This window comes from Inquilinus sp. 2KB_23 (assembly GCF_052115705.1).
GTDB lineage: Bacteria > Pseudomonadota > Alphaproteobacteria > DSM-16000 > Inquilinaceae > Inquilinus > Inquilinus ginsengisoli_A.
The window spans coordinates 210,736-227,742 of record NZ_JBFRHF010000011.1 but is presented as its reverse complement, the minus strand read 5'-3'; the positions used below and the strand labels follow the sequence as shown (position 1 = coordinate 227,742).

17 protein-coding genes are annotated in these 17,007 nt (G+C 70.1%); 10 read left to right on the top strand and 7 right to left on the bottom strand.

Going from position 1 to position 17,007, the window contains the following annotated elements; all coding sequences use genetic code 11:
• The first annotated feature begins 113 nt into the window (after nt 1-113).
• The 3 genes from AB4112_RS16590 (at nt 114) to AB4112_RS16580 (ending at nt 3,073) form a co-directional block, all read left to right on the top strand.
• Nucleotides 114-1,145 carry an NAD(P)-dependent alcohol dehydrogenase gene (locus AB4112_RS16590; RefSeq protein WP_309792970.1) on the top strand — a complete coding sequence of 344 codons (1,032 nt, stop codon included), beginning with the start codon at nt 114-116 and terminating at the stop codon, nt 1,143-1,145.
• A gap of 37 nt (nt 1,146-1,182) precedes the next feature.
• Nucleotides 1,183-2,199, top strand: coding sequence for a LacI family DNA-binding transcriptional regulator (locus tag AB4112_RS16585; RefSeq protein ID WP_309792971.1), 1,017 nt, complete (start codon nt 1,183-1,185; stop codon nt 2,197-2,199).
• A gap of 64 nt (nt 2,200-2,263) precedes the next feature.
• Nucleotides 2,264-3,073 (top strand): DUF72 domain-containing protein, encoded by an 810-nt coding sequence (locus AB4112_RS16580; protein ID WP_309792972.1) that lies wholly within the window; start codon nt 2,264-2,266, stop codon nt 3,071-3,073.
• Nucleotides 3,074-3,079: 6 nt separating this feature from the next.
• Here the strand turns inward: AB4112_RS16580 and AB4112_RS16575 are convergent, their stop codons facing one another.
• The 3 genes from AB4112_RS16575 to AB4112_RS16565 are packed head-to-tail and all read right to left on the bottom strand — an operon-like array spanning nt 3,080 to nt 5,592.
• The gene (locus AB4112_RS16575; protein ID WP_309792973.1) at nt 3,080-3,967 is read right to left on the bottom strand and encodes an SIS domain-containing protein; all 888 of its coding nucleotides are present in this window, start codon (nt 3,965-3,967) and stop codon (nt 3,080-3,082) included.
• Between the two features lie 35 nt (nt 3,968-4,002).
• Nucleotides 4,003-4,953 (bottom strand): shikimate dehydrogenase family protein, encoded by a 951-nt coding sequence (locus tag AB4112_RS16570; RefSeq protein WP_441721125.1) that lies wholly within the window; start codon nt 4,951-4,953, stop codon nt 4,003-4,005.
• A 3-nt stretch (nt 4,954-4,956) separates the two neighbouring features.
• Complete coding sequence (locus AB4112_RS16565; protein WP_309792977.1) at nt 4,957-5,592, bottom strand: glucose-6-phosphate isomerase; 636 nt, start codon at nt 5,590-5,592, stop codon at nt 4,957-4,959.
• A 189-nt stretch (nt 5,593-5,781) separates the two neighbouring features.
• On the opposite strand from AB4112_RS16565, the gene AB4112_RS16560 reads away from it, so the two are divergent.
• From AB4112_RS16560 to AB4112_RS16535, 6 genes are all read left to right on the top strand, one after another.
• A complete protein-coding gene (locus AB4112_RS16560; RefSeq protein ID WP_309792978.1) occupies nt 5,782-6,747 on the top strand; it encodes a substrate-binding domain-containing protein in 966 nt (321 codons plus the stop codon).
• Between the two features lie 175 nt (nt 6,748-6,922).
• Nucleotides 6,923-8,428 carry a sugar ABC transporter ATP-binding protein gene (locus AB4112_RS16555; protein WP_309792979.1) on the top strand — a complete coding sequence of 502 codons (1,506 nt, stop codon included), beginning with the start codon at nt 6,923-6,925 and terminating at the stop codon, nt 8,426-8,428.
• A gap of 2 nt (nt 8,429-8,430) precedes the next feature.
• Nucleotides 8,431-9,414 carry an ABC transporter permease gene (locus AB4112_RS16550; protein WP_309792980.1) on the top strand — a complete coding sequence of 328 codons (984 nt, stop codon included), beginning with the start codon at nt 8,431-8,433 and terminating at the stop codon, nt 9,412-9,414.
• Nucleotides 9,415-9,449: 35 nt separating this feature from the next.
• A complete protein-coding gene (locus tag AB4112_RS16545) occupies nt 9,450-10,955 on the top strand; it encodes a xylulokinase (RefSeq protein WP_441721120.1) in 1,506 nt (501 codons plus the stop codon).
• 38 nt (nt 10,956-10,993) lie between these two features.
• Nucleotides 10,994-12,061 (top strand): glycerol dehydrogenase, encoded by a 1,068-nt coding sequence (locus AB4112_RS16540; protein ID WP_441721117.1) that lies wholly within the window; start codon nt 10,994-10,996, stop codon nt 12,059-12,061.
• A gap of 181 nt (nt 12,062-12,242) precedes the next feature.
• Entirely contained in the window at nt 12,243-12,995 is a 753-nt protein-coding gene (locus AB4112_RS16535; RefSeq protein WP_441721114.1) for an SDR family NAD(P)-dependent oxidoreductase, read from the top strand.
• 8 nt (nt 12,996-13,003) lie between these two features.
• Here AB4112_RS16535 and AB4112_RS16530 read toward each other — a convergent pair whose 3' ends face one another.
• A complete protein-coding gene (locus AB4112_RS16530) occupies nt 13,004-13,846 on the bottom strand; it encodes an aldo/keto reductase (protein WP_441721111.1) in 843 nt (280 codons plus the stop codon).
• Between the two features lie 228 nt (nt 13,847-14,074).
• On the opposite strand from AB4112_RS16530, the gene AB4112_RS16525 reads away from it, so the two are divergent.
• Nucleotides 14,075-14,977: an NAD-dependent epimerase/dehydratase family protein gene (locus AB4112_RS16525; protein WP_441721108.1), complete on the top strand. Its 903-nt coding sequence runs from the start codon at nt 14,075-14,077 to the stop codon at nt 14,975-14,977.
• 12 nt (nt 14,978-14,989) lie between these two features.
• Here AB4112_RS16525 and AB4112_RS16520 read toward each other — a convergent pair whose 3' ends face one another.
• From AB4112_RS16520 to lpxA, 3 genes are all read right to left on the bottom strand, one after another.
• Entirely contained in the window at nt 14,990-15,550 is a 561-nt protein-coding gene (locus AB4112_RS16520; RefSeq protein ID WP_441721106.1) for a GrpB family protein, read from the bottom strand.
• 94 nt (nt 15,551-15,644) lie between these two features.
• Nucleotides 15,645-16,115, bottom strand: coding sequence for an SRPBCC family protein (locus tag AB4112_RS16515; protein ID WP_441721104.1), 471 nt, complete (start codon nt 16,113-16,115; stop codon nt 15,645-15,647).
• 99 nt (nt 16,116-16,214) lie between these two features.
• On the bottom strand, nt 16,215-16,997 hold the full coding sequence (gene lpxA, locus AB4112_RS16510; protein ID WP_441721101.1) for an acyl-ACP--UDP-N-acetylglucosamine O-acyltransferase: 783 nt from the start codon (nt 16,995-16,997) through the stop codon (nt 16,215-16,217).
• Nucleotides 16,998-17,007 lie beyond the last annotated feature (10 nt).

Sequence of the window (17,007 nt, the reverse complement as noted above, 5' to 3'; positions counted from 1 at the left end):
GTAATGACTAGCTATGCATTGACAGTTTCCGCCGTCAACCGGAAAAATGTCGTACCTATGGAGATCGCTGGATTCGGGCCGCGGAGCGCCCGGTGGCAAGGGAGGAGACGACGATGCGTGCCTTGGTCCTGGAGCGCCAGAGGGAACTGTCGCTGCGTGAGATCGACCTGCCCCAGACCCTCGGTCCGGGCGATGTCCGGATCAAGATCGACACCGTCGGCGTCTGCGGCAGCGACGTGCATTACTACACCCACGGCCGAATCGGCCCCTTCGTGGTCAACGCGCCGATGGTGCTGGGCCATGAGGCCGCCGGCACGGTGGTCGAACTCGGCGCCGGCGTCACCAGCCTCGCGGTCGGCGACCGCGTGTGCATGGAGCCGGGCATCCCCGACCTGTCCTCCAAGGCCTCCAAGCTCGGCCTCTACAATGTCGACCCCAGCGTCGTGTTCTGGGCGACGCCGCCGGTGCATGGCTGCCTGACGCCGCAGGTGGTCCATCCCGCGGCCTTCACCTTCAAGCTGCCGGACAATGTCTCCTTCGCCGAGGGCGCGATGGTCGAGCCCTTCGCCGTCGGCCTGCAGGCGGCGGTGAAGGCCAGGATCCAGCCGGGCGATGTTGCCGTGGTGATCGGCGCCGGGCCGATCGGCATCATGGCCGCCATCGCCGCGCTGGCCGGCGGCTGCAGCCGGGTGCTGATCTCCGACCTCTTGCCCGAGAAGCTGGCGATCGCCGAGCGCTATCCCGGCATCACCGGCGTCAACATCCGCGAGCGCAAGCTGGCCGACGCCATCGCCGAGGCCACCGACGGCTGGGGCGCCGATGTGGTGCTGGAGGCCAGCGGCAGCCCGCGGGCCTATCCCGGGATGTTCGACCTGGTGCGGCCGGGCGGCTGCGTCGTGCTGATCGGCATGCCGGTCGAGCCCGTCGCCTTCGACGTGGTGGCGGCCGCGGCCAAGGAGGTGCGGATCGAGACCGTGTTCCGCTACGCCAACGTGTTCGACCGTGCCGTCGCCATGATCGCGTCGGGCAAGGTCGACCTCAAGCCGCTGATCTCGCACACCTACGGCTTCGAGGACAGCATCGCCGCCTTCGAACGCGCGGCGGAGGGGCGGCCGGCGGATGTGAAGCTGCAGATTAAGCTTTGATGGCAGCGCCCACGTCCCTGCCCCGCCTCATGCCACGATGAATCGCCTGAAGAAATACGCGTCCTCCACCGACGTCGCCCGGCTGGCCGGGGTCTCGCAATCCGCGGTGTCGCGGACCTACAAGCCGGGCGCCAGCGTGTCGGAGGAGACCCGGGCGAAGGTGCTGGCGGCGGCGCAGCAGCTGGACTACCGGCCCAGCATGATCCCGCGGATCATGCTGACCCACCGGTCCAACCTGGTCGCGATCGTCATCGGCGGGATGTACAATCCGTTCTACTCGGTGGTGCTGGAGCAGTTCACCATCCGGCTGCAGGCGGCCGGATGGCAGGTGCTGCTGCTGCATGTCGACAGCGGCCATTCCTTCGACGCGGTGATCCCGCGGCTGGCCAGCTACCGGGTCGACGCCATCGTCAGCGCGCTGGCGGTGCTGGCGCCGGAATCCGCCGCCGAGCTGGCGCGGTTCCGCATCCCGACCATCTCGTTCAACACGCCGGTGAAGAACGAGTGGCTGTCCTCGGTGTGCTGTGACAACTGGGGGGCGGCGCGGACGGCCGTCGACCTGTTCCTGGCGCGCGGCGCCCGGTCCTTCGGCTACATCGCCGGCCCGGCCGGCAGCCCGGCCAATGAGGAGCGGCTGGGCGGCTTCCGCGAGCGGCTGCGCGAGCTCGGCCACCCCGACCCCATCGTGATCGGTGGGCATTTCCGCTACGAGGGCGGCTACGCCTCGGCGCTGCAGATGTGCCGCGGGCCGGACCGGCCGGACGCGATCTTCTGCGCCAACGACCTGGTGGCGATCGGCGCCATCGACGCCCTGCGCAAGGAGCTGCGGCTCGACGTGCCCGGCGACGTCATGATCGCCGGCTTCGACGACATCCCGGCCGCCGGCTATGCCGGCTACGACCTCACCACCTTCGTCCATGACGGCAAGCGCATGGTCGATGAATCGCTGAAGATCCTGGCGGCGGCGACCGCCTCCCCGCCCGAGCCGCACGAGGCCCGGATCGTGGTGCCGGCGATCCTGATCGAACGCGGCACCACGGCGCCCAGACCGTAGCGCTGCCGCTTGATTCTGCGTTCGCCATATGTTCCGATGCAGCGAACCAGATCGGGAGGGCGCCATGCCGTCGAAGCAAGCATCGGGAATCCGCGTCGGCATCGGCGGCTGGACCTTCGAACCCTGGCGCGGGACCTTCTACCCCGAGGGGCTGGCCCAGAAGCGCGAGCTGGAATACGCCGGCCAGCACCTGACCTCGATCGAGGTCAACGGCACCTATTACGGCTCGCAGAAGCCCGCGAGCTTCGCCAAATGGCGCGAGGAGACGCCCGAAGGCTTCGTGTTCTCGCTCAAGGGCACCCGCTTCACCACCAACCGCCGGGTGCTGGCCGAGGCCGGCGAGTCGATCGAGCGCTTCGTCACCAGCGGCCTCTTGGAGCTGAAGGAGAAGCTGGGCCCGATCAACTGGCAGTTCCTGCCGACCAAGCAGTTCGACCCCACGGATTTCGAGGCGTTCCTGAAGCTGCTGCCGCACAGCGTCGAGGGCCATGCCCTGCGCCACGTCGTCGAGGTCCGGCACGACAGCTTCAAGGTGCCGGAGTTCATCGACCTGCTGCGGGCCTACAAGGTGGCGGTGGTGCTGACCGACAAGGACGACTTCCCGCACATTCACGACGTCACGGCGCCCTTCGTCTACGCCCGGCTGCAGAAGGCGTCGGAGACGATCGAGACCGGCTATGCCCCCAAGGCGCTGGACCAGTGGGCCGCGCGGGCGAAGGAATGGGCCGGCGGCGGCGCGCCGAAGGACCTGGAGCCGGTCGGCAAGGCCGAGGCCAAGCCGCCGAAATCGCGCGACGTCTTCATCTACATGATCAACGGCTTCAAGCCCAAGGCCCCGGCCGCGGCGATGGAACTGATCAAACGGCTGGGGTGAGCGCCGTCAGATCCGCTCGGTGAACCGCAGCTCGTTCAGCCGCCGCTTCATGGTCTGGAAGCGCTGGAAATGGGCGTCGTTGCGGCGCAGGGCCACGGCGGTCGACAGGATGTCGATCACCACCAGCGCGGCGATGCGCGAGATCGTTGGCGTGTAGATGTTGGTGTTGTCGAGCGTCTCGGCCACCAGCGCCACGTCGCAATAGGTCACCAGCGGCGAATCCGTGCCGGTCAGGGCGATCACCTTGGCCCCGTTCTCGCGCGCCGTCCGCGCCACCTCGATGATCGACCGGGTCTTGCCGGTGTTGGAGATCACCACCGCGACATCGCCCGGCTGCATCATCGATGCCGCCATGATCTGCTGGTGGGAATCGAGCTCGGCCGAGCAGGGCACGCCGAACAGCGGGAACTTCTGCTGGGCGTCGCGCGCCACGATGCCGGAGGCGCCGAAGCCGAAGAAGGCGATCGACCGCGCCGCCTCCAGCACCTCGATCGCCCGCTCGATCGCGGCCTTGTCGAGATGGTGCCGCGCCCAGTCCAGGCTGGAGATGGTGTAGTCGAAGATCTTGTCGACCACGGTGCCCGGCGTGTCGGTGCCGAGCAGCACGGAATGGGTCGCCGGCAGGCCGAGCGCCACGCTGTGGGCCAGCCGCAGCTTGAACTCCTGGTAGCCGGTGCAGCCCACCGCGACGCAGAAGCGGATCACCGTGGGCTGGCTGACATCGGCCAGCTGCGCCATCTCCGCCACCGTGGCGTTGAGCACGCCGGCCGGGTTGGCCAGCACCGCATCGGCGACCTTCCGGTCGGATTTGCGCAGCTCCGGCCGCAGCGTCCGCACCACCTCGAGGATGTTGTGCGCGGCGGTCCGCGTGGCCTCCGGCGTGTCTGTCGGCATGCGTCCCCGTCCTGTCGGCCCCAGTGAAACCCACCCTACCCTTTCGAGGCTGCGGCGGCGATCCGCGAGAGATCGTCGAATTGCGGCCCGGCGGTGGCGATCGGGATGTGGAAGACCTCCGATATCACCTGGGTCCAGCCATGGATGAAGTAGGTCCAGCCATCCTCGATGGTCAGGTCGCGCGCCGCCTCCTGCCGCCGGGCCTGGTCCAGGAACACCAGGTCGCCACGGTAGTTCAGGTCCCACACCAGGCCGCCCGAGGGGAAGCGCACGGCGTCGGTCAGCGGTGACCCCGGCGCGTCCTTGCCCAGGCCGGTGGCGTTGATCACCAGCGATCCCGGCTTCAGCCCCGCGACCACCGCATCGTTGTCGGCGGGGGCCGGCGCCAGCACATAGTCGACCGGCACCTCGGCCCCCATCTCGCCATGGATGCGCCGGATCTCGTCCAGCCGGGCCGGGCTGCGGTTCGAGACGATGATCCGCGACGGCCGGTCGGCGCCGCGCCCGGACTGCATCATGTGCCAGGTCAGGGCGATGGTGGAGCCGCCGGCGCCGATCGAGAACAGCTCCGCCCCCGTCCGTGCGAAATGCCGCTCGGGGATGAAGGCGTCGAGCGCGAGGCCGGATGAGATCGGATCCTTGGCATGGCAGACCAGCCGGCCGCCGGCCTTCGAGATGCAGCTGGTCTCGCCCATCAGCGCCGCATGCTGGTCGATCACGTCGAACAGGTCGCGACAGGCCTCGAACAGGTCGATCTTGTGCGTCGTCACCAGCGCGCCCAGCGACATCGGGTCGTCGCGGATGAAGGTCACGGCCTCGCGATAGGCGGCCGGGTCGGCGTGCAGCGGAAAGTCGATGCCCTGGATCACGGCGTCCAGCCCCAGCGCCTGCGCCCAGGCCGGGAACACGGTCATGATCGAGCTTTTGCCGGTGGTGACGCCGATGAAGTACAGCGTCGGCCGGGTCGCGGGCGGATAGGCGGCCATGACTCAGCCCCCCTGCGACGCGGCGGCGAACAGGGCGTCGAGCTGCGCCTGCGGCCGCGGCCGGTAGTCGGGGTTGTCGACCGCGACCCAGCCGCCGGCGCCGTCGTCGAGGATGCGCTGCCGCATGCCCCCGGCCCGCTCGATGATGCCGTAATCCTGGCCGGCATCGGCGGGGTAGCAGAAGGTCATCACCAGCTCGGTGTCGCCGGTGTTGACCGAGCGGTGGATCCAGTAGGGCGGCACGTAGCAGAGGATGCGCGGCGCGATCTCGACGATGCGGATCTCGCCGGCGGGGGATTCCAGCAGCATCAGGCCGCGCCCCGCCTCGCCGGTGTAGATCTCCGGCCGGTCGGCCTTGGCGTGGATGTGCCCGCGGGTGAGGAAGTATTCCCGCCCGATCCGGCCCGGTACCATGCGGGTGACGCCGAAGATCAGGTCGCCGGAAGCGGCCGAGGGCCGGTGGTCCTGCACCTCATAGACGATCCGGTCGCCGGACTGCGCCACCGCCGCCGCATAGGCCGCCGCGTCGCCGTAGAGGCCGGCGAGGTCGGCCAGGGTCTTGATGTAGCGCCCGGTCGCCCCCGACAGCGACCCGTCGGTCGCGCCGACGACGCATCTCGCCGGCTCGCGCAACTGCATGGTTTACTCCGATTTCGTAGCAAAACTACGGACACGGAATGAATGAGCCAACTCCGGCGCTGTTTCAAGTGCCGATCTGGGCGGTTGAGGCGGATGGACGCTTCAGAATCGGATTGACCATCGATCCATTCGGTACTTTAACTACGGAACCGGGTCGGCACAGGCCCGAAGACCAAAGGGAGGATCCGGATGTTCAAGACCGTGTTGACGGGGTGCCTGGCGACGACCGCCCTCCTGATCGGCACCGCCCAGGCGGCGGATTGCATGGTCGGCATCTCGATGAAGACGCTGAACGCGCCCTATTTCGCGGCGCAGGAGGCCGCGGCCAAGGACCAGGCCGCCAAGGCCGGCTGCCAGGTGGCCACCGCCGACGCCCAGAACGACATGGGCAAGCAGATCGGCGACGTCGAGGACATGGTGTCCAAGGGCGTCAACCTGCTGATCATCAACGCGGCCGACCCGCAGGGGCTGGTCCCCGCCATCAACGCCGCGGCCGCGGCCGGGGTGAAGGTGGTGGCGATCGACAGCACGGTCGACCCCAAGGCCAAGTTCATCACCCTGATCCAGTCCTCGAACGACCAGAACGGCTTCCAGGTCGGCCAGTGGCTGGCGCAGGCCACCCCGGGCAAGGCGCTGAAGATCGCCCTGATCTCCGGCGACAAGGGCAATGTCGTGGGGCAGGAGCGCCGGCTGGGCGTGTTCCGCGGCCTGGTCGAGGGCCAACTGGTCCATGACGGCAAGGTCGGCTTCACCGTGGTCGGCCAGGGCTGGGGCGGCTGGACGCATGAGGGCGGGCTGAAGGCGATGGAGGACCTGCTGGTCGCGCACCCCGACATCAACGTGGTGCTGGGCGAGAACGATTCGATGGTGCTGGGCGCCCGCAAGGCGCTGGAGGCCGCGGGCAAGCTGAACGACGTGCTGCTGGTCGCCGCCGCCGACGGGCAGAAGGAGGCGCTGCAGCTGATCCAGGAGGGCCAGTACGGCGCCACCGGGCTGAACGACCCGGCCCTGATCGCGCGCACCGCGGTCGATGTCGGCCTGAAGGCGCTGGACGGGTCGCTGCCCGCCGACTTCCCGAAGGTCGACCTCACCACCCCCGACGCCATCACCAAGGACAACGTGGCCAAATACTACCGGCCCGACGCCGTGTTCTGAGGCCGCCGGCTCTTGGGGCGCGAACCCCCTCCCCCTACCCCCTCCCGCAGGGGGAGGGAGGACTCGAGTGTAGCGGGGAGGAAGAACGGTTCTCTCGACCCAAGCAATCCTTGTCCCCCCTCCCCTCGCGGGAGGGGGTTGTCGACGCCACGAGCGGCATGAGGAAAGGAGTGCCATGACCGACCTGGTCGACCTGCGCGCCATCACCAAGGCCTTCGGCGGCGTCCGCGCCCTGAACGGGGTCGACTTCGCGGTGCGCCCGGGCGAAGTGCATGCCCTGCTGGGCGAGAACGGCGCCGGCAAGTCGACGCTGATGCGGGTGCTGGGCGGCGAGATGCGGCCCGATTCCGGCGAGGTCAGGATCGACGGCCACCCGATCGTGTTCGGCGGCCCGCGCGAGGCGCTGGAGCGCGGCATCGCCGTGATCCACCAGGAGCTGGCGCTGGCGCCCGACCTGTCGGTGGCCGAGAACATCTTCCTGCGCGAGCTGCCCGGCGTGATCGGCTGGCGGACGCTGAACCGCCGCGCCCGCACCCTGATCGACCGGTTGGGCTTCGACATCGACCCGCGCCGCCTGGTCGGCGACCTCGCCGTCGCCCACCAGCAGGTGGTCGAGATCGCCAAGGCGCTGTCGCGCGACGTCAAGGTCATCGTCTTCGACGAGCCGACCGCGGTGCTGTCGACCCGCGACGCGGAGCGGCTGCACCGGATCATCGGCGACCTGCGCGGCGCCGGCGTCGGCATCGTCTACATCTCGCACCGGCTGGAGGAAGTGTTCGGCCTCGCCGACCGCATGACGGTGATGAAGGATGGCCGCACGGTCGGCACCGTGACGCCGCAGGAGGCCGGGATCGACGACGTCATCCGCATGATGGTCGGCCGCCCGCTGGCGGCGATGTTCGCGGACAAGGCGCAGCGCCGTCCGGGCGCGGAAGCGCTGCGGGTTGAGAACCTGAACGCCGGGCGGCGGGTGCGCGATATCAGCTTTTCTGTGCGGGCCGGTGAGATCCTGGGCCTCGGCGGCCTGGTCGGGTCCGGCCGCACCGAGGTGGCGCGCCTGATCTTCGGCGCCGACCGGCGCGACGGCGGCGAGATCTTCCGCAACGGCCGCAAGGTCGCCATCCGCAGCCCGCTGGACGCCGTCGGCGCCGGCATCGGGCTGGTGCCGGAGGACCGCAAGGGCCAGGGCGTGGTGCTGGGCATGTCGATCCGGGTCAACGCCACCATGGCGCGGCTGAAGCCGGTGGTGAACCCGCTGGGCTTCATCCGCCGCGCGGTCGAGCGGCGCACCGTCGGCGCCTTGGCCGACAGCCTGCGGGTCAAGGCGGCGGGCATCGAGGCGCCCGTGTCCAGCCTGTCCGGCGGCAACCAGCAGAAGATCGTGCTGGCCAAGTGGTTCCATGTCGGCGGCGAGGTCATCATCCTCGACGAACCGACCCGCGGCGTCGATGTCGGCGCCAAGGCCGAGATCTACGCCCTGATCGAGCGCATGGCCGCCGGGGGCAAGGCGGTGATCGTGATCTCGTCGGAGCACCAGGAGCTGTTCGGCCTGTGCGACCGGGTGCTGGTGATGGGCGAAGGCGAGATCCGCGGCGAGCTGCCGCCGGAGCGCTACAGCGAGGAAAACCTGCTGTCGCTGGCGATGACCCGCCGCGACGGCGAGCTGAAGATGGCGGGCTGACCATGACCACCACGACTGCCCCGGCGCCGGACAAGGCGCACGACCGCATCGACATCGGCGAGCTGTTCCACCGCTACGGCACCTTCTGCATCTTCGTGCTGCTGATCATCGGCGCGCATTTCATGTCGCCGGCCTTCCTGACCGAGCGGAACATCATGAATGTGCTGCGCCAGATCTCCGGCACCGGGATCATGGCGGTGGGCATGCTGCTGGTGATCCTGACCCGCGGCATCGACCTGTCGGTGGGGTCGGTCTCGGCGCTGGGCAGCGTGCTGTCCGCCTATCTCGTCGCCACCTGGTCGCCGGGGGCGTCGACGGCGCTGACCGTCCTGTCCGGCGCCGGCTGCGGCCTGGTCACCGGCATCCTGGTCGCCTATCTGCGCCTGCCCGCCTTCGTCATGACCCTGGCGATGATGACGGCGGCGCGCGGCCTGTCGCTGATCGTCTCGAACGGCCAGCCGATCCTGCTGGGCGACAGCGGCCAGGCCTTCACCGATTTCGGCGCCGGCTTCCTGTTCGGCGTGCCCCAGCCGGTGATCCTGATGTTCGCCGTCTTCATCGTCGGCGGCGTGCTGCTGGCCTTCACCAAATTCGGCCGCATCGTCAAGGCGATCGGGTCGAATGAGGAGGCGGTGCGCCTGTCCGGCCTGGCCGTGCCGCGCTATGTCTGCGCCGTCTACGTCATCTCCGGCGCCCTGGCCGCCCTGGCCGGCATCATCTCCACCGCCCGCGCGGGGGTCGGCTCGGCCCAGGTCGGCGTCGGGGCCGAGCTGGCGGTGATTGCCGCGGTGGTGATCGGCGGCGCCAGCCTGATGGGCGGCCGCGGCGGCGTGATCAACACCCTGCTCGGCGCCATGGTGATGGGCGTGATCAGCAACATCATGAATCTCGGCAACGTGCCGGGCTATCATCAGCAGGTCCTGATGGGCGCCATCATCGTCATCGCCGTCCTGCTGCAGCACGGCACGCGGTGGCTGCGCCGCTAGGCCCCCTGCCCCGACCCCAGCCGCGCGGATCCACCATGACCAGCCAGGACCTGTATCTCTCGATCGATGTCGGCACCGGCAGCGCCCGGGCCGCGCTGGTCGATGCCGGCGGCCGGATCCTGACCATCGCGGCGCGGGAATACGACCAGATCGTCCCGGCCTTCGGCTGGTCGGAGCAGCGGCCGGCCGATTGGTGGGCCGGCGTCACCGAATCGGTCCGCACCGTGCTGGACCGGGTCGACGGCGCCCGCAGCCGGATCGCCGCTGTCTGCGCCTGCGGCCAGATGCACGGCACGGTGCTGGTCGACGCCAACGGCGCCCTGACCCGCGACACCGTCCCGCTGTGGAACGACAAGCGCACCCTGGACCTGGTCACCGCGTTCGAGCGCAGCCACGACCCGAAGGACTACCTGGCCGAAAGCGGCAATCCGCCGACCCCGGCCTGGCCGGCCTTCAAGCTGGCCTGGATCCGCGACCACGACCCGAAGGCCTACCACGCCGCGGCCGCGGTGATGATGCCCAAGGACTACGTCAATTTCCGCCTGACCGGCGAGATCGCGATGGAGGCGACGGAGGGATCCTGCAGCTTCCTGATGAACCCGGCGACGCGCGACTGGTCCACCGCCATGGTGGCGATGATGGGGCTGGATGCGGCCAAGCTGCCGCGGCTGCGCTCGCCGCTGGAGATCCTGGGCAGGGTCACGGCCGCCGCGTCCCGCGAGACCGGCCTGGCCGAGGGCACGCCGGTGCTGGTCGGCGGCGCCGACTATCCGGTGGCGCTGCTGGGGTCGGGCGCCTGCCGCCCCGGCCTGGGGTCCGACGTCACCGGCACCTCCTCGATCATCACCCTGATCACCGAAGCGCCGCTGCTGGACCCGGAGATTTCCAACGTCGCCACCATCGAGGGCGGCTGGGGGCCGTTCGTGCTGCTGGAGACCGGCGGCGACGCCATGCGCTGGGCCCGCCGCGCCTTCCATGAGGGCGCGCTGGGCTATCCCGAGATCGTCGCCAAGGCGGCCGAGGCCGCGCCCGGCGCCCAGGGCCTGCTGTTCGTGCCCTACCTGACCGGGGAGCGGCTGGGCACCCACCGCAACGCCCGAGCCCAGTTCTTCGGCCTCGGCGCCGGGCACGGCCTGGCCGAGCTGCACCGGGCGGTGCTGGAGGGCGTGGCCTTCGCCGTCACCCGCCACATCCGCGTCATGGAGGCCGCATCGGGCCGCCCGCTCGACCGCGTCATCGCCTCCGGCGGCGGCGCCAAGACCGAGCTGTGGCTGAAGATCAAAGCCAGTGCTTACGGCATCCCGATCCTGGTGCCGGAGGAGGCGGAATGCGGCGTGGTCGGCTGCGCCGCCATGGTCGCCGCCGCCACCGGCCGCTTCGGCACGGTGCAGGACGCGGCCGAGGCCTTCGTCCGCTACGGCGCCGAGATCGCGCCGGACCCGGAATGGGCCGACCGATACGCCCGGATGCAGCCGGTGTTCGACCGGCTCTACCATCACAGCCAGGCGCTCTACGACGACCTGGACCGCATCGCGCAATGACGACCGGGCGGCGAGACCGCCCGCAGGAGCCTCCCATCATGATCATCGGCGCCCGTTTCCCCGGCCGCTATCTGCAGGGTCCCGGCATCGTCGCCCGGCTGGGCCAGGAATTGGCAGGCTTCGGGACCAAGGCCATCATCGTGCTCGACCGCGGCGTCTACGACCTGCTGGCCGACACCATCCGCGCGGCCTGCGACGGCCATCTCGCGATCGAGCTGATCCGCCATGGCGGCGAATGCTCGAAGGACGAGATCGCGTTGGTGACAGCGGCGGCCAAGGCGTCCGGCGCCCGGGTGGTGCTCGGCGCCGGCGGCGGCAAGGCGCTGGACACCGCCAAGGCGGCGGCGCACGAGGCAGGGATCGCCTGCGTGGTGATGCCGACCATCGCCGCATCGGACGCGCCCTGCAGCGCCCTGGCCGTGGTCTACAAGCCGGACGGGTCGGTCGACCACGACTACTTCCTGCCGCGCAACCCGGACCTGGTGATGGTCGACACCGAGATCGTGGCCAAGGCGCCTGCCCGCTTCCTGGCCGCCGGCATCGGCGACGCGCTGGCGACCTGGTACGAGGCCGAGGCCTGCCGCCGCAGCGGCGCGCTGAACTGCCTGGGCGTGCGTGGCGTGCCGCTGGCCTATGAGATCGCCCGGATCTGCCGCGACACCGTGTTCGAGTTCGGCGTAGCGGCCCTGGCCGAATGCGACGCCAAGGTGCCTGGCCCAGCCTTCGAGCGGATCGTCGAGGCCAACATCCTGCTGAGCGGCCTGGGCTTCGAATCCGGCGGCGTCGCCGGCGCCCACGCCATCCATCACGGGCTGTCGGAGCTGGACGAGGTCCACCATCACCTGCATGGCGAAAAGGTCGCGATCGGCGTGCTGGCCGAGCTGAAGCTGCAGGGCGTGCCGGAAGACGAGTACATCAGGGTGCGCGACTTCTGCGCCGCGGTCCGGCTGCCGACCCGGCTGCGCGACATCGGCATCACCGACGCCACCGAGGCGAAGCTGCGCATCATCGCCGAACGCGCCTGCCGCCCGGGCGAGATCATGCACAACGAGGCGATGCCGGTGACCGCCGAGATGGTCGTGCAGGTCCTGCGCGAATTGGTGTGACGCCAGTGACGTTTCAGGCCTCCCCCACCTGTCATTGCCCGGCTTGACCGGGCAATCCAGGGGCCGCCAAGAGCCGCTCTCGATGGCCCCTGGATCCTCGGGTCAAGCCCGAGGATGACAAGGGAGGGGGTGGTCGTAACATCTGTCTGACTGAATCGATCGACCAAAACCGGAGACCACCGTGGACGAAATCAAGGCGACCTTCCGGCCGGATTTGTATGCCGGCAAGCGCGTGCTGGTGTCCGGCGCCTCCAGCGGCATCGGCCTGGCCGTGGCCCGCGGCTTCCGCGATGTCGGGGCCGCGGTGATCGCCACCGGCACCTCCGAGGCCAAGCTGGCGGCGGCGCGGGCCGACGGCCGCAATGAAGGCATCCGCTTCGAGACGCTGGATGTGCGCGACCCCGCGGCGATCATCGCCTTCGTCGGCGCCCTGCCCGGCCTGGATGTCCTGGTCAACGCCGCCGGCATCGCCCGGCCGACGGCGGAGTTCACCGACGCGACCTATCTCGAGGTCATCGACGTCAACCTGAACAGCGTCATGCGCCTGTCGATGGCGGCGCGGCCGCATCTGGCGGCCAGCCGGGGGTCGATCATCAACTTCGCCTCGATGCTGAGCTACCTGGCCGACGCCACGGTCCCGGCCTATGGCGCCAGCAAGACCGGCGTGGTCGGGCTGACCCGGCAGCTGGCCCATGCCTTCGGGCCGGAGGGCATCCGGGTCAACGCCATCTCGCCGGGCTATCACCGCACCGACATGACCAAGGCGCTGTGGGACGACCCGGAGCCGGCGGCCCGCATCGCCGCGCGCTCGGCCCTGAAGCGCTGGGGCGAGGCCGAGGATTTGGTCGGCACCGCCCTGTTCCTGGCCTCCCCCGCCGCCGCCTTCCTGACCGGCGCCGACCTGCCGGTGGATGGCGGCTACGTGACGGGCTAAGGGGCGCCTCAGACAGCCGCGTCCCAGACCGGGGCCAGGCCATCGGGGCTGACCAAGCGGCCATCCGGCCGGGCCAGAGCATGGATCGCGGCCATCTCGTCATCCGACAGCGCGAAGTCGAAGATCGCCAGATTGGCGGCGGCCCGATCCTCGCTGACCGTCTTCGACAGGGCGACGACGCCCTGCTGCTGCACCAGCCAGCGCAGCACCACCTGGGCCGCGGTCTTGCCGTGGCGGGCGCCGATCGCCCGGATCGCGGCATCGCCGATCACCTTGCCGTCGGCCATGCCGTAATAGGCGGTGACGCTCATGCCCGCCTTCCGGGCCGCTGCCAGCACCGGCGCCTGGTCGAGATAGGGGTGGTACTCGACCTGGTTGGTGACCAGCGGCGCATGACTCAGCGCCACCGCCTCGGCCATCAGCGCCGTGCTGAAGTTGCTGACGCCGATGTGGCGCACCTTGCCCGCCGCCTTGACCTGGTTCAGCGCGCCGATCTGCTCGGCCAGCGGCACCTGCGCGTTCGGCCAGTGCAGCAGCAGCAGGTCGACATGGTCGGTGCGCAGCTTCTTCAGGCTCTCGTCGACCGAGCGCAGGAAGGCGTCGTGCCGGTAGTTGTCGACCCAGACCTTGGTGGTCAGGAACACGTCGTTGCGGGCGACTCCGGACGCGGCCAGGCCTTCGCCGACCTCGGCCTCGTTGCCGTAGATCTGCGCCGTGTCGACATGGCGGTAGCCGTGCGACAGCACGTGGCGGACCATGCGCGCGGTGTCCGCGCCGTTCATGCGGAAGGTGCCGAAGCCCAGCGCCGGGATCTCGGCGCCATTCGCGGTGACGGTGGGAAGGTTGGACATCTCAGGGTTCCTTGTTTGGCCGAAGCGTTCGGGTCGGACCGCAATGTGGGTCGGGACCGGGCCGGCGATAATCCGGCGCCGCAGCCAAGAACCTGTGAATTGAATTCACGGCTGGCGGGATTGCTGCCTGGGAATTCGCTTCACGCCAGCTTGTCCGGCAGGGGCGCTTATCACCAGCCCCTCCCTGCCCCATCTCTAGGGCCACAAGCCCACAGCCCGGAGCCACCCATGACGATCTTCCTCACCGGAGCCACCGGCTTCATCGGCGGCGCCATCGCCGCCCGGCTGATCGCCGCGGGGCACGGCATCCGCGGCCTGGTGCGGACGCCGGAAAAGGCGGCGCAGTTGCAGAATCTCGGGATCGAGCCGGTGCTGGGCGACCTGTCGGACACAGCGCTGCTGGCGCGTGAGGCCCGGGCGGCCGATGCCGTGGTCAACGCCGCCAGCTCCGACGACCGCCCGGCGGTCGAGGCCTTCCTCGACGCGCTGGCCGGGACCGGCAAGCCGTTCCTGCACACCAGCGGCAGCAGCATCGTGGCCGACGAGGCCCGCGGCGACTGGGCGTCGGACCGCACCTATGACGAGGACACGCCGATCGACCCGCTGCCCGGCAAGGCCGCGCGCGTCGCCATCGACCGCCTGGTCACGGACGCCGCCGGCCGCGGCGTGCGGTCGGTGGTGCTGTGCAACACCCTGATCTACGGCACCGGCCCCGGCCTGCATGCCGACAGCGTGCAGATCCCGACCCTGGCGGCCCAGGCGCGCCAGAGCGGCATCGTCCGCCACGTCGGGCGCGGCCTGAACATCTGGTCGAACGTGCATGTCGAGGATGTCGCCGACCTCTACGCCCTGGCGCTGGACCGGGCCCCGGCCGGCGCCTTCTACTTCGTCGAGAACGGCGAGGCGTCCTTCGCCCAGGCCACCGCCGCCATCGCCCGGCGCCTCGGCCTCGGCGAGCCGCAGGACTGGCCGATCGACGACGCCATCGCCGCGCTGGGCTTCGGCAAGGCCGTCTATTCCCTCGGTTCCAACAGCCGGGTGCGCGGCAGGCGCGCCCGGGCGGAGCTGGGCTGGGCGCCGAAGCACGCCTCGCTGACCGACTGGATCAAGACCGAGATGCCGGTGGTGTGAGGCCGGTTCGCCTCAGGCGTCGGAGGCCGGCGGCGTCCAGCCGGTGCGCGCGGCCCATTGGGCGGCAGCGGCCATGATCACGTCGAACACCGGGTCCTTGATGTCGTAATAGACATCGACGTCGTGGGCGAAGCGGCGCACCAGCTGGCGCTTGATCTCGCCATAGGCATCCGCCGCCCGCGGCTCGGCCCTGAGATAGTCGCGGCACAGCAGGGGATAGCGCTGGTTGAACCGGCCCGCGACCCGGATGTGCAGGTTCGCCGGCCGGTCTGCCTTCTTGTAGAACCGCTTCTCCAGCTCCGCCGGCGGCAGGTCGAGCCCGGGCGGGGAATGATCGCAGCGCGGCGCGCCGAGCGTGAAGCCGATCCGCTCCAGCGCCGCCTGGATCGGCGCGTCGAGTTCGGCGACGGTGACCTGGAGGTCGATCACATCCTTGGCGCGGAGGCCGGGCACGGCGGTCGAGCCGATGTGGTGGATGGCCAGGGCGACGGGGCCGAGCGCGGCCCGGATCCGCCCGGCGAGCGCCGCGAACTGAGCCGGCCAGGACGGGTCATAGGCGGCCATGACGATCATGATCGGCTCCGGCTGGAACGGGGCCGGTGGTTCTATCGCCGCCGCGGCGCCGGGTCCAGTGCCTGGCCATGGCGGGCCTGTCCCGCCCCGACCGTCAGGGGCGCAGCGCCCGGGCGTAAGCGGCAAGGATCAGCGGCCAGCCCTGCGGTGACGCCATGGCGTCTCGCATCCGTGCCGCTCCTTCGCCGTGCCGCTCGAAATCCCGATGCTCCAGCTCCACGCGGGTCCGGCTGCCTTCGGACGCAAAGCGGATCTCCAATTCGCTGGCCTTTTCCAGCGGCTCCGGCGCCCGCTGCGGGCTGATGGCGAAGGACAGCACCAGCCGCGACGGCGGCTCGAAGGCGCGGACCTCGCCCCAGCCGGTCTCGCGGCCGTGCACATCACGCTCGTACCAGCGGCCGCCGGCCTGCGGCTCGATCTCCGCGGTGTCGAACGCCGCCTGGCCATAGGTGTATTCGAGCGGCCACCAACGCCCGAGCCGGTTGGTGAAGCTGTCGAAGGCCCGTTCTTGCGGCGCCTCGACGGTGATGCTGGCCCGAACCGGGCTGAGAGTGTCTCCGATCACGACTGTCTCCCTCGAAGGGCGTCCCAGCGGCCGCGGCGAAGGGCGCGCGACACTGGGGGGTCGAGTCATCAACAGCCGCAGCCGCCGGAAATCACCACGTCAGGCGGCGACCAGGCCGCGCTTGGTGTCGGCCAGGAACTCCAGCAGCTCGGCCACGCCCTTCTCGCCGGCATGGTCGCGGCGCACCAGCGCCATGCGTTCGGCCTTGGCGCCGGTGCCGCGGAACAGCAGGCGGAACACCCGGCGCAGGGCCAGGACCTCCGCTTCCTCGAAGCCATGGCGGCGCAGCCCGACCTCGTTCAGCGACACCAGCCGCGCCCGGTCGCCCTGGACCAGGCAGAAGGGCGGCACGTCCTGCGCCACCATGGCGCCGGCGGCGACGAAGGCATGGGCGCCGATGCGGGTGAACTGGTGCACCCCGACGAGGCCGCTGACATGGGCGTGGTCGCCGACCTCGACATGCCCGGCCAGGGTGGCGGCGTTGGCAAAGCGGGTGTGGCTGCCGATGCGGCAGTCATGAGCGATGTGGGCGCAGGCCATGAACAGGTTGCCGTCGCCGATCTCGGTCAGCCCGCCGGAGACGCCGACGCCGGGCTGGATGGTGACGTATTCGCGGATGATGTTGTCGCGGCCGATCACCAGCCGCGTCTCCTCGCCCCTCCATTTCAGATCCTGTGGCGGCGCGCCGACCGAGGCGAACTGGAAGATCTGGTTGCCGTCGCCGATCTCGGTCCGGCCCTCGATCACGGCGTGCGGCCCGACGATGCAGTCGCGCCCCAGCCGGACCTTCGGCCCGATCACGGCATAAGGGCCGATGCGTGCGTCCTCGCCGATCTCGGCGCCGGGTTCGATGATGGCGGTGGCATGGATCTGGGACGGCATCGCGCAGGCT